This is a genomic window from Mesorhizobium wenxiniae (assembly GCF_002284535.1).
Classification (GTDB): Bacteria; Pseudomonadota; Alphaproteobacteria; order Rhizobiales; family Rhizobiaceae; genus Mesorhizobium; species Mesorhizobium wenxiniae.
Window position 1 is genome coordinate 256,714 of the sequence record NZ_NPKH01000014.1, and the last position, 18,436, is coordinate 275,149.

General features: G+C 61.8%; 25 protein-coding genes. 8 read left to right on the top strand and 17 right to left on the bottom strand.

Annotation, left to right across the window (positions count from 1 at the left end):
* Window positions 1-50 precede the first annotated feature (50 nt).
* Window positions 51-770, top strand: coding sequence for a helix-turn-helix transcriptional regulator (locus tag CIT31_RS06520; protein WP_008873880.1), 720 nt, complete (start codon window positions 51-53; stop codon window positions 768-770).
* Between the two features lie 176 nt (window positions 771-946).
* On the opposite strand, the gene CIT31_RS06525 is transcribed toward CIT31_RS06520, so the two are convergent.
* From CIT31_RS06525 to CIT31_RS06535, 3 genes are all read right to left on the bottom strand, one after another.
* Window positions 947-1,642 (bottom strand): DUF1013 domain-containing protein, encoded by a 696-nt coding sequence (locus tag CIT31_RS06525; protein WP_095517931.1) that lies wholly within the window; start codon window positions 1,640-1,642, stop codon window positions 947-949.
* A 422-nt stretch (window positions 1,643-2,064) separates the two neighbouring features.
* On the bottom strand, window positions 2,065-2,205 hold the full coding sequence (locus CIT31_RS06530) for a DUF1127 domain-containing protein (RefSeq protein WP_095517932.1): 141 nt from the start codon (window positions 2,203-2,205) through the stop codon (window positions 2,065-2,067).
* 134 nt (window positions 2,206-2,339) lie between these two features.
* The gene (locus tag CIT31_RS06535) at window positions 2,340-3,353 is read right to left on the bottom strand and encodes an NAD(P)H-quinone oxidoreductase (RefSeq protein ID WP_095518109.1); all 1,014 of its coding nucleotides are present in this window, start codon (window positions 3,351-3,353) and stop codon (window positions 2,340-2,342) included.
* Between the two features lie 188 nt (window positions 3,354-3,541).
* On the opposite strand from CIT31_RS06535, the gene CIT31_RS06540 reads away from it, so the two are divergent.
* From CIT31_RS06540 to CIT31_RS06550, 3 genes are all read left to right on the top strand, one after another.
* On the top strand, window positions 3,542-3,736 hold the full coding sequence (locus CIT31_RS06540) for a DUF1192 domain-containing protein (protein ID WP_095517933.1): 195 nt from the start codon (window positions 3,542-3,544) through the stop codon (window positions 3,734-3,736).
* Window positions 3,737-3,812: 76 nt separating this feature from the next.
* A complete protein-coding gene (locus CIT31_RS06545; protein ID WP_095517934.1) occupies window positions 3,813-5,060 on the top strand; it encodes an MFS transporter in 1,248 nt (415 codons plus the stop codon).
* A 31-nt stretch (window positions 5,061-5,091) separates the two neighbouring features.
* Window positions 5,092-5,379: an ArsR/SmtB family transcription factor gene (locus tag CIT31_RS06550; RefSeq protein ID WP_065011314.1), complete on the top strand. Its 288-nt coding sequence runs from the start codon at window positions 5,092-5,094 to the stop codon at window positions 5,377-5,379.
* Window positions 5,380-5,522: 143 nt separating this feature from the next.
* Here CIT31_RS06550 and CIT31_RS06555 read toward each other — a convergent pair whose 3' ends face one another.
* From CIT31_RS06555 to CIT31_RS06575, 5 genes are all read right to left on the bottom strand, one after another.
* The gene (locus CIT31_RS06555) at window positions 5,523-5,891 is read right to left on the bottom strand and encodes a nuclear transport factor 2 family protein (RefSeq protein WP_065011313.1); all 369 of its coding nucleotides are present in this window, start codon (window positions 5,889-5,891) and stop codon (window positions 5,523-5,525) included.
* 72 nt (window positions 5,892-5,963) lie between these two features.
* Window positions 5,964-6,572, bottom strand: a complete 609-nt coding sequence (locus CIT31_RS06560) for a glutathione S-transferase family protein (protein WP_095517935.1) — start codon at window positions 6,570-6,572, stop codon at window positions 5,964-5,966.
* A 43-nt stretch (window positions 6,573-6,615) separates the two neighbouring features.
* Window positions 6,616-7,071 carry an SRPBCC family protein gene (locus tag CIT31_RS06565; RefSeq protein ID WP_095517936.1) on the bottom strand — a complete coding sequence of 152 codons (456 nt, stop codon included), beginning with the start codon at window positions 7,069-7,071 and terminating at the stop codon, window positions 6,616-6,618.
* A gap of 10 nt (window positions 7,072-7,081) precedes the next feature.
* A complete protein-coding gene (locus tag CIT31_RS06570; RefSeq protein WP_095517937.1) occupies window positions 7,082-7,426 on the bottom strand; it encodes an ArsR/SmtB family transcription factor in 345 nt (114 codons plus the stop codon).
* A gap of 160 nt (window positions 7,427-7,586) precedes the next feature.
* The gene (locus CIT31_RS06575; RefSeq protein ID WP_095517938.1) at window positions 7,587-8,468 is read right to left on the bottom strand and encodes an alpha/beta fold hydrolase; all 882 of its coding nucleotides are present in this window, start codon (window positions 8,466-8,468) and stop codon (window positions 7,587-7,589) included.
* Between the two features lie 96 nt (window positions 8,469-8,564).
* Here CIT31_RS06575 and CIT31_RS06580 point away from each other — a divergent pair, with 96 nt between their 5' ends.
* Complete coding sequence (locus CIT31_RS06580) at window positions 8,565-9,092, top strand: winged helix-turn-helix transcriptional regulator (RefSeq protein WP_095517939.1); 528 nt, start codon at window positions 8,565-8,567, stop codon at window positions 9,090-9,092.
* Between the two features lie 77 nt (window positions 9,093-9,169).
* Entirely contained in the window at window positions 9,170-9,403 is a 234-nt protein-coding gene (locus CIT31_RS06585) for a hypothetical protein (RefSeq protein ID WP_029348749.1), read from the top strand.
* A 233-nt stretch (window positions 9,404-9,636) separates the two neighbouring features.
* Here the strand turns inward: CIT31_RS06585 and CIT31_RS06590 are convergent, their stop codons facing one another.
* The 3 genes from CIT31_RS06590 to CIT31_RS06600 form a co-directional block, all read right to left on the bottom strand.
* Entirely contained in the window at window positions 9,637-10,038 is a 402-nt protein-coding gene (locus CIT31_RS06590; RefSeq protein WP_095517940.1) for a hypothetical protein, read from the bottom strand.
* Between the two features lie 218 nt (window positions 10,039-10,256).
* Window positions 10,257-10,439, bottom strand: coding sequence for a 50S ribosomal protein L32 (gene rpmF / locus CIT31_RS06595; RefSeq protein ID WP_029348751.1), 183 nt, complete (start codon window positions 10,437-10,439; stop codon window positions 10,257-10,259).
* 138 nt (window positions 10,440-10,577) lie between these two features.
* Window positions 10,578-11,348, bottom strand: a complete 771-nt coding sequence (locus CIT31_RS06600; RefSeq protein WP_095517941.1) for a biosynthetic peptidoglycan transglycosylase — start codon at window positions 11,346-11,348, stop codon at window positions 10,578-10,580.
* 79 nt (window positions 11,349-11,427) lie between these two features.
* On the opposite strand from CIT31_RS06600, the gene CIT31_RS06605 reads away from it, so the two are divergent.
* Window positions 11,428-12,345 (top strand): polyprenyl synthetase family protein, encoded by a 918-nt coding sequence (locus tag CIT31_RS06605; protein ID WP_095517942.1) that lies wholly within the window; start codon window positions 11,428-11,430, stop codon window positions 12,343-12,345.
* Between the two features lie 25 nt (window positions 12,346-12,370).
* On the opposite strand, the gene CIT31_RS06610 is transcribed toward CIT31_RS06605, so the two are convergent.
* The 5 genes from CIT31_RS06610 to CIT31_RS06630 all read right to left on the bottom strand — a co-directional run bounded on the left by CIT31_RS06610 (window position 12,371) and on the right by CIT31_RS06630 (window position 17,073).
* Window positions 12,371-13,279 (bottom strand): LysR family transcriptional regulator, encoded by a 909-nt coding sequence (locus CIT31_RS06610; RefSeq protein ID WP_095517943.1) that lies wholly within the window; start codon window positions 13,277-13,279, stop codon window positions 12,371-12,373.
* A 279-nt stretch (window positions 13,280-13,558) separates the two neighbouring features.
* Complete coding sequence (locus tag CIT31_RS06615) at window positions 13,559-14,296, bottom strand: class I SAM-dependent methyltransferase (RefSeq protein ID WP_095517944.1); 738 nt, start codon at window positions 14,294-14,296, stop codon at window positions 13,559-13,561.
* An 84-nt stretch (window positions 14,297-14,380) separates the two neighbouring features.
* The gene (locus CIT31_RS06620) at window positions 14,381-15,253 is read right to left on the bottom strand and encodes a lytic transglycosylase domain-containing protein (RefSeq protein WP_095517945.1); all 873 of its coding nucleotides are present in this window, start codon (window positions 15,251-15,253) and stop codon (window positions 14,381-14,383) included.
* Window positions 15,254-15,257: 4 nt separating this feature from the next.
* Window positions 15,258-16,511 carry a flavodoxin-dependent (E)-4-hydroxy-3-methylbut-2-enyl-diphosphate synthase gene (gene ispG / locus CIT31_RS06625; RefSeq protein WP_095518110.1) on the bottom strand — a complete coding sequence of 418 codons (1,254 nt, stop codon included), beginning with the start codon at window positions 16,509-16,511 and terminating at the stop codon, window positions 15,258-15,260.
* A 376-nt stretch (window positions 16,512-16,887) separates the two neighbouring features.
* Window positions 16,888-17,073, bottom strand: coding sequence for a YdcH family protein (locus CIT31_RS06630; RefSeq protein ID WP_023797036.1), 186 nt, complete (start codon window positions 17,071-17,073; stop codon window positions 16,888-16,890).
* Window positions 17,074-17,312: 239 nt separating this feature from the next.
* Here CIT31_RS06630 and CIT31_RS06635 point away from each other — a divergent pair, with 239 nt between their 5' ends.
* A complete protein-coding gene (locus CIT31_RS06635; RefSeq protein ID WP_029348759.1) occupies window positions 17,313-17,516 on the top strand; it encodes a YdcH family protein in 204 nt (67 codons plus the stop codon).
* A gap of 32 nt (window positions 17,517-17,548) precedes the next feature.
* Here the strand turns inward: CIT31_RS06635 and CIT31_RS06640 are convergent, their stop codons facing one another.
* The gene (locus tag CIT31_RS06640) at window positions 17,549-18,352 is read right to left on the bottom strand and encodes an IclR family transcriptional regulator (protein WP_095517946.1); all 804 of its coding nucleotides are present in this window, start codon (window positions 18,350-18,352) and stop codon (window positions 17,549-17,551) included.
* Window positions 18,353-18,436: the final 84 nt, after the last annotated feature.

The window sequence follows — 18,436 nt, forward strand, 5'->3', positions numbered from 1 at the left end:
CCGGTTTTGGCAAAACGACATGCATAGAAACAACACCGAGGGACCATACGATGCGTCGCGCCGACAGGCTCTTCCAGATCGTGCAGCATCTGCGCGGTGGCCGTCTGGTCACCGCCCAGAAGCTGGGCACGTGGCTCGAGGTTTCCGAGCGAACCATCTACCGCGACATCGCCGACCTGCAGTCGACGGGCGTGCCGATCGACGGCGAGGCCGGCGTCGGCTACATGATGAGGGAGGGTTTCGACCTTCCGCCGCTGATGTTCACGCGTGACGAGATCGTCGCGCTGGTCGCCGGCGCCCGCATGGTGCGCGCGTTTGGCGGCGCTGCCATGGCGCGGGCCGCCGACGAGGCGCTGGTCAAGATCGGCGCCGTGCTGCCCGATGCAGAAAAGGACCGCATCGCCCGCACCGAAATCCACACGCCGATGTGGGTGGTGAGCGACGCCGCCCGCGAAGCAATCGACCTGATCGAGCGCGCAGTGGAAAAACGCCAGGTGCTGACTATCGACTACTCCGACGAAGCAGGCCGCGGCACCGCGCGCGACATCAGGCCATTGGGCCTATGGTTCTGGGGCAAGGTGTGGACGCTGGTCGCCTGGTGCGAGATGCGCGACGATTTCCGCGCTTTCCGTATCGATCGCATCGCTTCGGTGGTCATAGCCGGCCGCGTCTTCAAGCCGGAGCGCGGCAAGCAGCTCGCCGATTTCTATCGTGCGGTTGAGCGCAGCGAGGATTACGGCATGGCACCGGACCGAGCCGCGCGAACCTAAATTAGGTGACGTCTTCCCCCTCCCCTTGTGGGAGAAGGTGGCCGAGCGAAGCTCGGTTGGCTGAGGGGTGCTGGACGGATCGCGGCGTTGGCGTTTCTTCCAACGGCCTCTTCCGTCTGGCGCTGCGCGCCAATCCACCTTCTCCCACAACAAGGGGAGAAGGCAGGTGCCCTCACCTACTCCTCGTCGTCCTTATCCTCGTCCTTCGACTTCAGCGCCGAAAGCTTGGCGAAGACCGCGTTGGCGTCGAGTTCCGCATCCTCATCCTTTGGCTTCTCCGCTGCCGGCACGACGCGCTCGGTCAATGCCGCCGGCAGCAGCGTGTCGCCGGCCGGCTGTGCCTGCTCGCGGCCACGCGAGGCGCGGTTGACTTCCATGTCGAGGTCGATCTGCGAGGCGAGACCCAATGTCACCGGATCCATCGGCTGCAGATTGGCCGAGTTCCAGTGCTTCCTGTCACGGATCTGGTCGATCGTCGACTTGGTGGTGCCGACGAGGCGCGCGATCTGCGCGTCCTTCAGCTCGGGATGGTTACGCACCAGCCAGAGGATGGCGTTGGGCCGGTCCTGGCGTTTCGACAGCGGCGTGTAGCGCGGACCCTTGCGCTTGGATTCCGGCACCCGCACTTTGGGGTCGGACAGCTTCAGCCGATGGTTCGGGTCCTTCTCGGCACGTGCAATCTCGTCGCGGGTCAGCTGGCCGGTCATGATCGGGTCCATGCCCTTGATGCCCTGCGCCGATTCGCCATCGGCGATCGCCTTGACCTCGAGCGGATGCAGCCCGCAGAACTGCGCGATCTGCTCGAAGGAGAGCGCGGTATTGTCGACCAGCCAGACGGCGGTCGCCTTGGGCATTAGCAGCGTATTGGCCATTATGAGATATCCTTCTCGTTCGCCCGCGTTCCCGCGCGGGCGGTGGTTTTAGAGCCACCAAAATGGGAAATTCGCTGCGTATATAACCACTCCGTTGCCGTTTCGCAACGGTTTTGGAAGGCACTGTCGTAGGCATGGCTGCAGGACCGGAGAATGCAGAAGTTTGTGGGAGTGTTGCGCCGCTGGGGGCGTGGAGCTTTTTGCAGCATCTTGCCGGCGCCTTCGTGGCACCGATCGATCATCGCAGCTGCTGCTGCACGGACTTCAAAACGACAAAACCCGCCGGACAGGGTCCAGCGGGCTCGGAACCGGCGACGGGAAACCCGTCTGCTGCGGCTCTGGCTTCTAAAGCATGATCTCGGACCGAAGCACCACGTCGCGAAAAAGCGGCTTGATGCTTTCAGGCGAGATCACGCTTGAGATCAAAGCGCCTTGCGGGCGATCCTCTCGATGTCACCACGGCTGATGCCAAGGTCGTTGAGCTGACGGGCGTTCAGGCGGTTCAGTTCGCGCACGGTTTCATTGTACATGCGCCAGTTACGGAAAGCACGGATCGGGTTCATGGTAGTCCTCCATCGTTTCGATGCCGCTCAAATAGGCATCGTTGATGAAAAGTTGAACAGACGCTTTTGCATGGCCGCAATGCGTTTGTTGCATTGCACAATTAAGCCTTTGTTCAGCTTGTTTGCCGACCGCGTCAGCCGACATCGAGCACGATCTTGCCGATGTGGTCGCCGTCCTCCATTCGCTCATGCGCCCGCCACGCTTCCTTGAGCGGGAAGATCATGTCCATGACGGGTGCTACCTTGCGGGTGCCGAGCAGCGGCCACACCTGCGCCTCCAGCGCCGCGGCGATCGCCGCCTTGAATTCGGCGGTGCGCGGCCGCAGCGTCGAGCCGGTGTGGGTGAGCCGCTTGACCATCATCTTCGAGAAATCGGCGCTTGCCACCGCCCCGCTCTGCGTGGCGATCTGAACGATGCGGCCTTCCACCGCCGCGGCCTCGTAGTTTCGCGCCACATAGTCGCCTCCTACCATGTCGAGGATGACGTTGGCACCCTTGCCGCCGGTCGCGTCCTTGACCGCCGCGACGAAATCCTCCTCACGGTAGTTGATCGCGCGGTCGCCGCCAAGCTTCAGACAGGCGTCGCATTTCTCCTGGCTGCCGGCGGTGGTGATGACATAGGCGCCGAAGGCCGAGGCGAGCTGGATCGCCGTGGTGCCTATCCCGGACGAACCGCCATGGACGAGCAGCGTCTCGCCGCCCTTCAGGCCGCCGCGCTCGAAGACATTATGCCAGACGGTGAAGTAGTTTTCCGGTACCGCCGCCGCTTCCGTGTGGGTAAAGCCGGCGGGCAGCGGCAGCACGCTGCCGGCATGGACCTTGACGTATTCGGCATAGCCGCCGCCGGGTGTCAGCGCGCAGACCCGGTCGCCGACACGCCACCGTGATATCTCGTCGCCAAGAGCTGCAACTTCGCCCGACGCTTCGAGGCCCGGCAGGTCCGACGCACCGGGCGGCGGCGGATAGACGCCCTTGCGCTGCTGCACATCCGGCCGGTTGATACCGGCAGCGCGCACCCGGATCAGGATTTCGCCGGGACCGGGCACGGGCACGTCGCGCGTTTCCGGTTTCAGCACTCGCGGTCCGCCGGGTTCCGAAATCGCAATGGCCGTCATCTTCGCCGGAATTTTGTTCTGTCCACTCGCCATGAATTTTCCCGTCTCGCTTCGCCAGTTTCTTTCCAGCTGCCGGTTTTCTTGCCGACTGTTTGCATCCATGCCCCTGCCCTATGTATGCTGATTGCCAAATCAGGCAAATGGCCACTGCAGCGTCGGGCGTTCGAATTGGACGCGCAGAGGTAGCAGTTAATTTTTTTGCGCATGAGCGAGGAGCGACGATGGCGATCTTCGAAGACGAACCCAAAAAGAAAGCTCGCCCGCATGAGATCGGGCAGGATCTGTCGCTGCTTTCCGTCGATGAACTGTCCGAGCGGATCGCCATCTTGCGCGACGAGATCGCCCGTCTCGAAGCCGAACTCAAGACCAAGAGCACCACCAAATCAGCGGCCGAGGCGCTGTTCCGCCGCGGATAGTTTCCAGAGCCGAAGCGCCCGCCGCCGAAAAGCTCGAATCTTCAGACCCTCCCCAAATTCCAGCCGGATCAGCTAAATGTTTGCAAGCTATCGACCGATCCTCTCGCTGCTTCGCGGCACCGCTTTCCTGCTGGCGGCGACCGGACTGCACGGGCTGCTGTTGCCGCTGCGCGGCCAGTTGGAAGGTTTCTCGACCGCATCGCTCGGCCTGATGGGCACGGCCTGGGCCGGCGGCTTCGTCACCGGCTGCTTCTTTGCGCCGCGCCTCGTGCGTCGAGCCGGTCACGTACGCGCTTTCGGCGCCTTTGCGGCATCGGGAGCCATCATCGCACTGCTCACCGGCCTGATCATCGACGAATATGTCTGGATCCTGCTGCGCGCCTTCACCGGCTTCACCATGGCCGGCGCCTTCATGGTCATCGAAAGCTGGCTGAACGAGAAGTCCACCAACGAGAACCGCGGCACCGTCTTCGGTCTTTACATGATGGTCACCTACGCCTCGATCATGGGCGGCCAGATGATCGTTGCCGGCGGCGACGTGAAGTCGGCCTCGCTGTTCATGATCACCGGTATCCTGTTCTGCCTATCGCTCATTCCGACCGCGGTGTCGACGGCTTCGCACCCCAAGCCGCTGCAGGACGTCTCGCTCGACGTCAAGGGGCTCTATGTCAATTCGCCGGTGTCGGCGATCGCCTGCGTTTTGATCGGCATCGCCAACGGCGCCTGGGGCACGCTTGGTGCCGTCTATGGCGCCCGTATCGGCATTTCCACGGCCGAGATCGCGCTGATGATGAGCTTGGTGGTCGTCGCCGGCGCAGCCATGCAACTTCCGGCCGGGCGTCTTTCCGACAAGACCGACCGCCGCTTTGTGCTGGCGGGCCTGGCCTTCGGCGCGGCGCTGTTCGCCCTCGCGGTCTTCCTGTTCGAACCGCGCTCCGGCGTCTTCGTCATCGTCTGCACCGCCGCCTACGGCGCTTTTGCCTATACGCTATATTCGATCGCCGTGGCCCATGCCAACGACCACGCCCGGGCCGAGGATTTCGTCAAAGTGTCGGGCGGCCTGCTGCTGCTCTATGGTTTCGGCACGATGATCGGTCCGCTGCTGGCCGCCGGCCTGATGGGCTGGATGCGGCCGGAAGGCCTGTTCCTTGCGACGGCCTTCGCGCATCTTTGCCTGGCGGGCTATACGCTGCTGCGCATCAGCCGGCGCGCGCCGGTGCCGATCGAAGACCGCGACGCCTTCAAGACGCAACCGGCCGAGCGCTCGATCACGCCGGAAGCATTGCGGCTCGATCCGCGCAGAAAGCCTGAAACCAACGGTTGAGATTTAGAAAACTTTGCCTCACAAATAAGGCATGATGTTTTCCGACGCCTTCATGGCGATTGCCGATCCCAACCGGCGCTATCTTTTGGAAGAGCTCCGGCGCGGCCCGAAGACCGTCAACGAACTGGCCGCCGGGTTGCCGGTCTCGCGTCCGGCTGTTTCGCAGCATCTAAAGGTGCTGCTCGACGCCGGACTGGTCAATGCCAAGCCGGAAGGGACAAGGCGCGTCTATACGGTCAGCAATGCCGGCTTCCTGAAGCTCAACATCTGGCTCGACCAGTTCTGGGATGCAGAGCAGCTTGGCTCGCCAGGAAACTGAGTTGCGCCGTGACGGTCTTGGCCGTGGCGCACCAAGCGCGTCGAGCAGCTCGCCTGTGTCATGCTTGCGAGTGCCGAGATCATCGTGGCTGTCGAGAAGGCATCCCTGCTCGGTCCTACCGCCTGGCAAGCCGATGAGCTAGCTCAAGGTTGTTGCGGGACGAAAACGCCGTCCTTGTAGGTAGCGCCGAAATAAACCTCGACGCTGCGCAGCCTACCGTCCTGGAACGAATGCAGTTCGGTGTTGCGGAAGACCTTGCCGTCGAGCGTTTCGCAGCGATAGAGAACGAAAGCATCGTTGCCGTCCTCGCAAATCCTCTCGACGGCGATCGACTTGAACAGTGTGCTGTTTGGCCAGCAGCGCGCGAAGTAAGTCGCGCGGTCGATGGCGTCGTCGTAAGGGCTGGTGAAGGTGAAATCGTCTGTCAGCACCGCCTCAATGACGCTGCGGTCGCTGGCTTGGTAGGCGGCGAAGTAACTGCGGATCAAGTCCGATCTGCTTTTGACAGGCATGGCGAAAGCTCCTTTGGATTCAGGTGCTGGCGTTGAGCCGCACATCGTCCCATTGAAACAGTGTCGGGCGGCCTAAGCGTTCCAACTTGGACGTTTCTGAACACGGTCGAGCCAGTGATGGATATTGACGAGCGCGTCCGGAATGTCGGTTCCGAAGAAAGCGCCAAGCCACGCTGCGACGGCGGCGGTGATATCGGCGACGGAGTACTGGTCACCGGCGATGAACGGACGGCCATCGGCGATCTCGCGGTCGAGCCACGCCCACTTTGCCGGAACGGCTTCTCGCTGCGTTTCGGCGAAAGCCGGGAACTGCACGAGCCGCTCCGCAAACATGGGATCGGAATGCTGGGCAATGCTGCCAATCGTTCCGAAGATCTCGATCTCGGCGCGGCGGTTCCACATTTCGACCTTGCCCTGGCTGACCGCGTCCGAGCCGAACAGTGCCGGCGTCGGATGCAGCGCCTCCAGATAGCGGCAGATGGCGATACTTTCGGTGATCACCGTGCCGTCGTCGAGCACGAGCACGGGAATCTGGCCTAGTGAGTTGAGCTCAAGGAATTGCGGCGCCTTGTGCTCGCCTTTTGTGAGGTCGACATTAACCCGCGGAACGTCGATGCCTTTCTCAGCCATGAAGATGCGAACGCGGTAGGAATTCGGACCGATGCCGCAGTAGAGTTTCATACTATCCTCCCAATTCTGCTGGTCTTGGCTCGGGCTGCGGCGCTCACGCGCATTCTACCCGCAGGTTGTCGAGCATCTGGCTCCAGCCGGCCTGATGGTTTTCGGGCTGATCATGGCCATCAAGAAAGGCGCCTTGCTCGGTCATCACCAGCCGGCAGCCTGTGCCTTCTCGACGGAATTCAACCGTCAGCAGGCCGACAAACAATCGCTGGCTGCTGCTGGTCATGCCGCCAGCCGAGACGATGCGTTGGTCGCTTACGATGTCGAGGTAGCGCGTCTCGTTCACATAACTCTCGCCACCCTTGGGTCCGAAACGGCTGAGCGCAATGCCGCCCACCTGGAACTCGAAGCAGTCAATGCTGGTTTCCCACCCCTCGCCGGGCGAGGCCCAGCGCTGCAATGCGGCGGGATCGGACCAGGCGGCGAACACCCGCGCCGGCGAAGCGGCGTAGCTGCGTTCGAGCACTATGGTCGAATGGACGACGGAGCGTTCGCTCATGTTGGCCTCCTCAGTTTCCTTCCGTTTCGTCCTTGGTTTCGGCAAGAAAGGCGCCGAGCCGGTCGAGCCGCTGTTCCCAGTTCAGGCGCCGTTCGTTGATCCAGTGTTCGGCGGTCCTCAGCGCCTTCGGCTCGATCCGGCAGGTGCGCACCCGGCCTAGCTTTTCGGTGTGGACGAGGCCGCTCGCCTCCAGCACGTTCAGGTGCTGGACGACCGCCGACAGCGACATCGCCAGCGGCTCGGCCAACTGGCTGACCGAGGCGGAGCCGCGCGACAGCCGCTCCACCATGTGCCGCCGCGCCGGGTCGGCGAGCGCCTGGAACATCAGGTCGAGTTGGGCGCTATCTTGCAGCATCGGGCTTAACCGTTGTTGCAGGGGACGAGCTTGAAGTAGGACATTGTTTCGCTCGTTCCTTTGGTGGTTCGCCGCTGCGTGGTTTTACAGAGGGCTGAAACACTGAAGCGATTACTTAACTATTGCCACGGAGATAGTGTGTCAAGGTCCGGCTCCGCGCTTATTTGGCTTGGCTATGGGTGACGATGGCATCAACGATCGCGGCCCAGTCGTCGGGATGCAGTTCATGGCCGCCGCCCTCGATGCGGACAAGGCTTGCGCCGGCAACTGCTTCGGCAAGGGCGGCGCCATGCTCGACCGGAAAAATCGGATCCGCTGTGCCGTGGATAACGAGGAGCGGAACCTTCAACTCGTGCAGGCGACCCCTCCAGTCTTCGCCGCCCCGATCTTCGCCGCCCCGATCTTCACCGCCCCGATCTTCACCGCTCGTGAGCAGGAAGTGATTGGTCGCGCTCAAGAAGCCGCCGGATCGGTCGTATTCCTGTTCGACGAACGCCCTCGTCAGCTTCTCGTCGAAAGGATGCGCGGTGCCGGCGATTGCGTGCGCGTCCTTGACCATGAAGTCGACCACCTGGTCACGGTTCGACCAGTCGACTTTCGCGCCTTTGGCGGAATGCTTCATGTAGGCGTCGGTCATGGCTGGCAGATGCGACGTGTCGATCCCGATTGGCGAAGTGCTGATCGCCGTAAGCGAGATGACCCGCGACGGATGTTTCAGCGCGACAAGCTGCGCGATCATGCCGCCCATCGACATGCCGGCCACATGCGCTTTCGCGATGCCATAACTGTCCAGGACGCGGATGGCGTCGTCCGCCATGTCGTCGAAAGTGTAAGGCGGTTCGCCCGGCGCATATTTGGTCGAACGGCCGGTATCGCGATTGTCATAGCGGATCACGAACAGACCCTTGCCGGCCAATTTCCGGCAGAACGCCTCCGGCCACCAGAGCATCGAAGCCATGGCACCCATGATCAGCAGCATCGGTGGGTGCACGGGATCGCCAAATGTCTGGGACGCGATTTCCGGTTCCACTTCCTTTGTCATCTTCGCAGTCTCCTCCTAAACCGATTGCTATTTGCAATCAGTTGCACGATAATAAGACTGATATGATAATGCAACCGGTTTCTCTCGGAGAATCGCATGAGCATTGATCGCCGGTCTGGGTGCCCGATCAACCTGTCGCTTGAAGTGTTTGGCGACCGGTGGAGCCTGATCATCCTTCGCGACATGATTTTCGGCGGCAAACGCCACTTTCGCGACCTGCTCAACGGGTCGCTGGAAGGAATCGCTTCCAACATACTCGCTGATCGGCTGAAGCGGCTGATGGAGCTCGGCATGCTGACCAGGGCGAACGATCCCACCCACAAGCAGAAGGCAATCTACAGCCTGACTGAAATGGCGATCACGCTGGTGCCGATCCTGGCGCATCTCGGCGCCTGGGGTCGCGTCTGGCTGCCTGTCAGCGAGGAGCTCTCGATCCGCGCCGAGCTTCTGGAGAAGGGCGGCCCGCCGATGTGGGAAAAATTCATGGACGAACTGCGCCACGAACATCTGGGCACGCCTTCCGACACGCCCCCGGAGGCTACCGTGCGTGCCACCCTGCAGGCCGGATATGAGGCGGTTGCCGCCCGAAAGGCGCCGGGCGCCAAGTGCGATTCCCGCGCTTGACCAACTTATTTTCCCCATTGCAGGTCGGCTCTGCTATTAAAGGAATGAAAACTATAATTTACGGGATTGGAAAAGCCTTGGTTGAGAACTCTAAGGATACTGCCCGCGCGCGGGCCGATTTGCGTTTCAAGAAGCAGGAAGAGGCAGCCACGGTTCGCCAGAAGGCGATGGCGGAATATGTCGCCGAGAGCGACGCCCGCCAGATAAAGACCAACAAACTGAGGGCGCTCCGCCTCGCCAAGGAAGCGGAAGACCTCGCCAATGCGCCGGCTGCTCCGGTGAAGAAGCCGGCGCGCGCCAAGAAAAAATAGGGCTGGTTCGCAGCGCATAATGCTGGAAGCCGGAATCGGTTTCCGGAAAGAAGCTTGCGCGATTCAAATTGCAGACCGTCCTTTGCGCGTCGAACTGCGCTCTAATCTTCGATAACCCATCTGAAATCGCCGGCGTCTCCGACGTGCCGGCGCGGGCGTGTCCTGCCCATCTTCGGCGGTGCTGATCCGCGACGAGGCCGGCGTCATCATCGGCGCTGTTGAGGCCGGGCTCTCTAGCCCATGTTTATGTCACGAGTGGCCGCTCGCATCGATACTGAGAAGCCGGCCAAGACATCGACCAGTGTGATGACCATCAGTGTGAAGAAAACCGAGTGCGCCGCGCCCTTCACCAGCAGGAACTCGACCAGGAACGCCACGAAGACGAAGGTCGACAACAGGTGGTCCATGATCGAGGCGTTCGACGTGCGCGTTGATTTCACGATTTCGATGAAGAAGAGGATCAGCCCGATCAGCACGATCAGATCGCCGAGCGTCATCGAGAACACCCCGCCCGACATCATGCGGATCGAGAACATTTGGCTTGCCCAGGGATCGTCGCCGCCGCCGAATATTCCCAGAAGCCCGAGATTATAAAGGACGAAGGGCACGATCAGCAGCGGGATGGCACCGAACATCAGAAGGCTCCGGTTGGACAACCTTCTCTAGTATGCGCTCGGCGTTCGCCGTCAAGAATTTTCGACCGTGCGAAATAACAATGTTAGCCGGCACGGCTGCCGTCCGGTACGGCTGCTGAGCTCTTTGAAATTGGTCGGTGGGCGATCATCTCCGCCAAATGCAAAAAGACCGGCGCAATGGCCGGTCTTCGGGAGTCACAAAACCGTCGAAAGCGTTCTCAGCTTTCCTTCGGCTCCAGAACCTGGCGACCGCGATACATGCCGGTCTTCATGTCGATATGGTGCGGGCGGCGCATCTCGCCGGAATTCTTGTCCTCGACATAGGTCGGGGCCTTCAAGGCATCGGCCGAACGGCGCATGCCGCGCTTCGACGGAGAGGTTTTTCGTTTCGGTACGGCCATGGATATGCTCCATTACATGGTCAAAATGCCCCGGCTGCCCTCGTGAAAGGGCCGCGTCAGGGGCCGGAATCTGAGAAAGTCGGGTGCCTATACACGCCCTGCGCCGTTTTGGCCAGCGTCGCCGCAAATTTTTTTAAGCTAACGCAGACAGCCGACATAGGCGCCAGACCGGCCCGCGCGCCGCTCGATCAGCGCGGCCAGCCGTCTCAGCCCCGGTCCGGGCTTTGTCGGGTTGCGCGCGATTGGGTTCGGCAAGGTGACGGCAAGCAGCGCCGCCTGGCGACGCGACAATCGTTTTGCCGAAACCCCGAAATGGTGCTGGGCGGCGGCCTCGATGCCATAGATGCCCGGCCCCCATTCGGCGATATTGAGATAGATTTCCATGATGCGCCGTTTCGACATCACCATGTCGACATAGACGGCCAGCGGCAGCTCGACGACTTTCCGGACCGAGCCCAGCGGCCGCGACCAGAGATAAAGGTTCTTCACGGTCTGCATGGTGATGGTCGAGGCGCCGCGCGTCATCTCGCCGGCCAGCGCATCGTCGACGACGCCCCTCAACTCGCCAAGGTCGATGCCGCGGTGGAAACAGAACTGCCCGTCTTCCGACATGATGACCGAATTCGCCAGCGCCGGCGCCACATCGTCGATCGAGACCCAGCGCCGGTCATAGCCGGAAAACGTCGCCAGATCCTTCAGCATCAGTGTCGATACCGGATGGACGAACGGCGGGAGATACAGAAAGGTCAGCACCACCGGCATCAGCGCCAGCACGACGGCGATGGTGATACCGCGCCGGACCCAGTGCCGGGGCCAACGTTTGAGACCGATGCGGTTGCCGCGTTTCGGCCTCACCATGTCCAGCCCTTCGGTTTCGTAATCGACGATCGGTTCCGCCAAGCCGCTCAATCCATGCTGCTCCCTGCCCCCGGCATAATGGCGCTTGGCTTCTTGCGCAACGTCTGAGTGTCGGCTACCCGTCCCCGGCATGACGAAAGACGATCAAATGCCGTTCGAGGCAGCGCTTGTCGCGCGCACAGGTCCGGTCGAGGCGCTGCTCAGGCGACTGCTCGACGACCGCCCCCTTTCAGGCGAGATCGCGCGGCCGCAACGTCTGATGGAGGCGATGCGCCACGGCGTGCTGAACGGCGGCAAGCGCCTGCGCCCCTTCCTAGTCATGGAAAGCGCCGCGCTGTTTTCCGCGGACGGCGAGGCGGCGCTGCGCGTGGCGGCGGCGCTCGAATGCGTGCATTGCTATTCGCTGATCCATGACGATCTGCCGGCCATGGACGACGACGATCTGCGCCGTGGCCAGCCGACCGTGCACAAGGCCTTCGACGAGGCGACCGCTATCCTCGCCGGCGACGCCTTGCTGGCGCTCGCCTTCGACATCATTGCCGACGAAGCAACAATGCTGCCGGCCGAGCGACGGGCGGCGCTGGTGCTGGCGCTGGCCCGCGCTGCCGGAGCTGGCGGCATGGTCGGCGGCCAGATGCTCGATCTCGAAGCCGAGCGTATCAGGCCGGACGAGGCCGGCATCATCCGGCTTCAGGCGATGAAGACCGGCGCACTGATCCGCTTCGCCTGCGAGGCGGGCGCAATCCTTGCCGGCGCGCCAGCGGCCGACCGTGCAAGACTGGCGGAATTCGGCTCCGCGATCGGGCTTGCCTTTCAACTTGCCGACGATTTGCTCGACCTGACGGCGGACGCGCACCAGATGGGCAAGGCAACCGGCAAGGATGCAGCCGCCGGCAAGGCGACGCTGGTGGCGCTGCACGGCCCCAATTGGGCGCGGGGCCAGCTTCAGGGCCTCGTCGACCAGGCCCACGCCTTGCTTCATCCCTATGGCGACGAGGCCGTGCTTCTGAAGCAGGCAGCCGAATTCGTGGCGGCCCGCAACAGCTGACGCTGTTCCAAGTTGTACTCGCGTCCTATGGCGCGCCGTGTAGCCAAGGAGGGTTGGCGAATTGTTCCGCCAGGAAATCCACGAACACGCGCACACGCGGCGACAGGATTCCGCCAGGCGGATAGACGGCGCAGATTGGTGGTCCGTCATGATGATTGTATCCGGTGAGCAATGCGGTCAGTCTGCCTACTCTGATATCCGGTCCAACCAATATCTCCGACATGCGGACGATGCCGACACCGGCGAGCGCCAGCCGGCGTAGCGCTTCCGTGCTGTTGGCCTCTATCGGGCTGCGGATACGCATGCTTTGCGGACCGTCCGGGCCATCGAATTCCCAGATGTTGAGGCCGCCGCGTGATGTGATGCCAAGACATGTATGATGTTGAAGATCGCCTGGCGTCATCGGGATACCGTGTTTTTCGAGATACCGAGCTGACGCGCAAATGACACGGTGATTGGGCGCCAGCCGCCGCATCACCAGCCTGGAATCGCTCTGGGCGGCAACGCGCACGGCCACGTCCGTTTCCTCAGCCAACAGGTCGACAATCGTATCTGTGAACATCAGCTCGAGCTCGATGGCAGGGTAGCGATCGATGAAGGCCGGTAACATCGGCACGATCAAACGATGGCCGAAGGCGCTTGGAAGACTGACCCGCAGCCGGCCGCGCGGTTCTGCGCCGGGTTGAATCGCGATTTCAGCCTCTTTGATGTCGTTCAGGATACGGCGAGCGCTATCGGCATAGGTGCTGCCTTCCGCCGTCAAGCTGATGCGCCGCGTCGAGCGTTGCAGCAATCGCACGCCAAGGCGGGACTCAAGCCGCCCGATGATCTTGCTGACGGCCGATGGGCTCATCCGCAGCCGGCGTGCCGCCGCCGAGAAATCGCCTTCCTCGACAACCGACAGGAACACACCCATCGTTTCTGGCCGGTCCACGTCATCTATTCCAATTCGTCACAGATGAACGGAAATTATCATGGATTATCGGCACGCGCGATACATAATATGATTTTCCTCGCCAGCATCCAAAAATACCGGCGAGGAGGTGCGCGATGCGTTCAGAACAGCCAAATCTGCGCGATGCTCACGAGTTGCATCGGTGGGCACGTCGCCAGCGCAGCGCCGCAATTGGCCGGTTATGTCTTCGTATTATCCGCGTGCTCAGTCGGCCACGTCAAAGGATGGGGAACCGCTCAAAGCGAAGCAACGTCCGGGCTAGCGCAACCGGCCGATCGGAATGATTTCCGGCGATGTCGGACCGTATGGCTCGCCACGCCAGTTGCCGAGCCATGCTTCGACGACCAGCCCGGTCTCGTCCAGCATCTGCGCAAAGCTTTCCTTTACCGGGAAGGCTATTTTCGATTCGGCGCTGAGCACCCGCCCGCTATCGGAGATTACGCAGTGGGTCGAGTAAGTGACGACGCCGGTAGCGGGATCGCGCCGAAAATCGTTCCACGCTCTTACAGTGCCCAATCTTGGATGACTCAGTTCCCGTTCGGACCGGTCCGGCGTCCACTCGAGCCATTCCTCCGTGGCTGGATTTCGCGTGTCGAAGATGAAGCGCCCATCGGCAGCCAGATGAGCAGCGATCGTGGCAAGCACCGCCTCTCGATCTTCTGGCGTCAGAAACACCTGGAAGGCGTGCCCGGTCAAAATCACCAGATCGAAGCGTCGTCCGAGCCGGACATTGCGCGCATCGGCCTCGACCCAGTCGACCCTCAGCCCGCCGGCTTTGCGGCGCGCGATGTCGAGCATCGCCGGCGCGGGGTCGACGCCGGTCACGCTGCGCCGATCGGCGAGCGCGGCGGCCAATTGCCCGGTACCGCAGCCGAGATCGAGGACCGAGCCCGCGTCCTTGGCAAAGCCGACGCAATAGTCAAAGTCCACGCCACCTTCGTTCTCGATATCATAGAACTGGACGAGGTCGGGATCGCTGTAAAGAAGGTCGGTCATGTGGGCCTATAGCTGGAGCCAGAGAGCGGCAGAATTCGTGAATGCGCAGCTTCGGCGGTTTCTTGGCAAATCGGTCGCTACCCATCACCGATTGCGCACCACAATGCATGCACCGCCGACGCTTTGCAGTTTCTGGCAGATGTTGTTGGCCTTGGCTTTGGAGTCGGCGCCGATCCGGACCGCATAGATGCCGCGCCTGCCGATCGGCGTGCGCACCCGGCTGACCACCGGATCATGCCCGCCAAGCAAGTCCGGAAACCGGCGCTTCACACCATTCCATTGACTGAGCGCCGCGGCGCGGCGGAAATTGCCGGCCACCTGCACGCCCCACGGCTTGATGTTGATCGACGCCATGGCCACGGTTTGGGACTTGATGACCGGCAGCCTGCGGCAGGCGACCGCGAAGCTCGCTTTCTTGTCGAGCGGCCGGATGGTGCCGGCATAGGCGGTGTCGGTGAACCTGTCGGCCGGCTCGCCCATGATGTCCAGAACGTAGTTTTCGGTCTCCATTGGCAGGAAGCCACCGGAACTCAGCCAGCGCGAGACCCGGTTTTCACCGGCATTGTACGCGGCGGCCGCCAGGCCTAGATTGCCGAAGCCGGTTTTCATCTCGGCGAGATATTTTGCCGAGGCCGGGATAGCCTGCTCGATATCGAAGGAATTGGCAAGGCCGCGTATCTTGGCGGTGCCCGGCATGAACTGGGCTATGCCTTCGGCGCCGACCGGACTGACCGCATTGGGATCGAAGCGGCTTTCCTTCCAGATCAGCCGGGCAAAGAAGTCCTTGGGCAGGCCGTTTTGATCGGCATGGACCTCGATCAGGTTGCAAACACGGTCGAGCAGCCGCTGCTTGGCAGGGCGCGGCGGATCGGCGTGGGCGGCTGTCGCCCAGCCGAGCCCGCCAAGCAAAACCAATCCACCAAGCAAAACCGGCGTCGCCCAGGGGAAGCGCCGCATCGACCTACTCCGCCGCGGCCTTGCCAGGTTGCCCAAACCGCTGCTCGATATAATCGGCGACCATTTTTTCGAAGTCGGCGGCAATCGAAGGGCCGCGCAGCGTCGCCGCCTTCCTGCCGTCGACGAACACCGGCGCCGTCGGCGTCTCGCCGGTACCGGGCAGCGAAATGCCGATGTCGGCAAGCTTGGATTCACCTGGACCGTTGACGATGCAGCCCATCACCGCGACCTTGAGGTTTTCGACGCCGGGATATTTTTCACGCCACACCGGCATGTTTTTGCGCAGATCCGCCTGAATATTCTGGGCGAGTTCCTGGAACACGGTAGAGGTCGTACGACCGCAGCCGGGGCAGGCGGCGACGATCGGCACGAACTGCCGGAAACCCATGGTCTGCAGGAGTTCTTGCGACACCTGCACCTCGCGCGTGCGGTCGCCATTCGGCTCCGGTGTCAGCGAGATGCGGATCGTATCGCCAATGCCTTGCTGGAGCAGGATGCCCATCGCCGCGGACGAGGCGACGATGCCTTTCGAACCCATGCCGGCCTCGGTGAGGCCGAGATGCAGCGCGTGGTTGGAGCGGGTGGCAAGCTCGGTGTAGACGGCGATCAGATCCTGCACGCCGCTGACCTTGGCCGACAGGATGATCTTCTCGCGGCCAAGGCCGATCTCCTCGGCCATTTCGGCCGAAAGGATCGCCGACCGCACGATCGCCTCGCGCGTTACCTCCTGCGCGGTCAGCGGAAAGCCTCGGCGCTGGTTGTCGTCCATCAGCCGAGTCAGAAGCTCCTGGTCGAGCGACCCCCAGTTGACGCCGATGCGCACCGGCTTGTCGTACCGGATCGCCATCTCGACGATCGCCGCGAACTGCCGGTCCTTCTTGTCCTTGAAGCCGACATTGCCCGGATTGATGCGGTATTTGGCCAGCGCCTCGGCGCAAGACGGGTGGTCGGCGAGCAGCTTGTGGCCGATATAGTGGAAATCGCCGACCAGCGGCACGTTGATGCCGAGCCGTTCGAGCCGCTCGCGGATGGCGGGCACGGCGGCAGCACTCTCGTCGCGATCGACGGTGATGCGCACGATCTCGGAGCCGGCGCGATGCAGCGCCGCAATCTGAGCGACTGTCTGGTCGACGTCGGCGGTGTCGGTGTTGGTCATCGACTGAACGACGACAGGCGCACCCCCGCCGACCATCACGCCGCCGACATCGACACCGACCGATGTACGGCGCGGGAAGGGTGAAGAAAAATATCCGGTCATGGCCGGCTGCCCTTTGTTAGCGCCGAATTCCGGAATCGGTTTCCGGAAACAATCATGCGCAAAAATCAAAATACAGCGTCGTTTGCGCGTCCGAAAGGACGCGCGGCGCCGTAGAAGGTCCCGGCATGAGGTGGAGGAGCAAAGATGGCTTGTCAATGGCGACAGGCAGTCAGACCTGTCAAATCGACCGCCGGACAAAAAGGAAACGCTCCGGCGGCATGGGCTTGCCACCGGAGAAGATGGTCGCGCGCAAAGCGCGCACCCCCGCACATGACCCCGAAAATCGAAACGATTTTCGGAAAGATCATGCGCCAAAATCAGAAGCACGACAGCGCCCGTTGCGCGTCCAAAGGACGCGCGGCGCTGTAGATGAGCGTCAGTGCGTGGTGGGTTTCGGTTTCGCCTTCAATTTCTCAATCTCGTCCTTGAGTGCCAGCTTGCGCCGCTTGAGATTCACGATTTCGAGGTCGTCGACCGATGGATGGTTCATCGCATCATCGATTTCGCGTTCGATGTCGCCGTGTTTCCGCTGCAGCTCATCAAGATGGGATGCAAGAGACATGATTGGTTCTCCCTTTCATGGTTTCCTCGATTGCAGCCGTCAAGGCGCGTCCACCGCAGGCTCGCTTCTATGACGGCATAATGACAGTGTGCCACTAAAGGGCATCGATGTCGAATGCTGCGTGGTAGCATTCCACGACAATACGAAATGTGGTATTGGCTGCGCGCCGGTGCAAGATACCTCCGGCCCCGCCCAATCAGGCCCATTTTTGGGCGCCGCAGACGTGCAGACGGTAGATAATGTCCGAACAGGAACAGGCCGATATCCGCCTCGAATATTCTCGGCTGAAGCAAGAGCACGCCGATTTTGACGCGGCGATCAACGCGATGATCGCCATCGGCTGCGACCCTCTGCAGATCCAGCGCATGAAGAAGAAAAAGCTTTTCCTGAAAGACCGGCTGATGGCGCTGGAAGACCGGATTATACCCGACATCATCGCGTGAGCGAATCCACTTACCGTCGCGGCAAATCCTGCTCATCCCGAGATCGAAAGCCTTGCGGCGCGTTCGCGCAGCAAGGCAATGAGATGGCCGGTCTTCTCCTCGGAAGTGTCGATGGGAACCACCAGGCATATCGTCGCCTCGACCTTGCCGGCAGCTGAAAACACCGGCGCGGCCAGGCATTTTGTATAGGCGTCGACAAGACCGGAGGTCACACAGTAGCCGGCAGCCCCGGCCGTGACGATATCTTCTATGAAGTCATCCAGCAACAATCTGCGGCCGTCCGGCAGAACGAGATCGTCCTCAGACACCATGTCTTCGATCACGGCCCGTTCGAAACCGGCGAGAAGCAATCGCCCGGACGCGGTCCAGGGAAGCGGTATCTGCAGACCTGTGGCCGAACTGATCCGGAACGGCCTGGTGCCCGGGCTTGAATGGACAATCGTATAGCGGCCGCTTTGCAGCATGCACAATTCAGAGGTCTCGCCTGTCTCGCGCGACAGATTGTCGACTTCCTGACGCCCTCTCCTGAGCAAGTCGTTGCCGCGCACATAGTCCATTCCGTAGAGATAAAGCTTCTTCCCGAAATAGACCCGATTGCCGTCGCCGGCCATTTCCAGCAGGCCCGCATCCACGAGCGAGCGCACAAGCGTGTAGATCGTCGAGCGCGGCGCATTCACTCCTTTGGCGAGATCTCCAATCCCGATCGCTCGCTGGTTCGCGTGGAGAAACTCCAGAATATGGAGCACCCGGTTGAGACCCTTCTCGCGGGAGCTCGCAATCTTGTCTTCGTCCGGACCAGCTTCCGACCGCGCTGCCAAGGCATAGCCATCTTGCATTACTGATTCCTGATGTTAGTATCTGTCTTGTACAGGATACATGTGTCTTTTGTAAGAGACAATCCCGCAGATCACTGACGCATG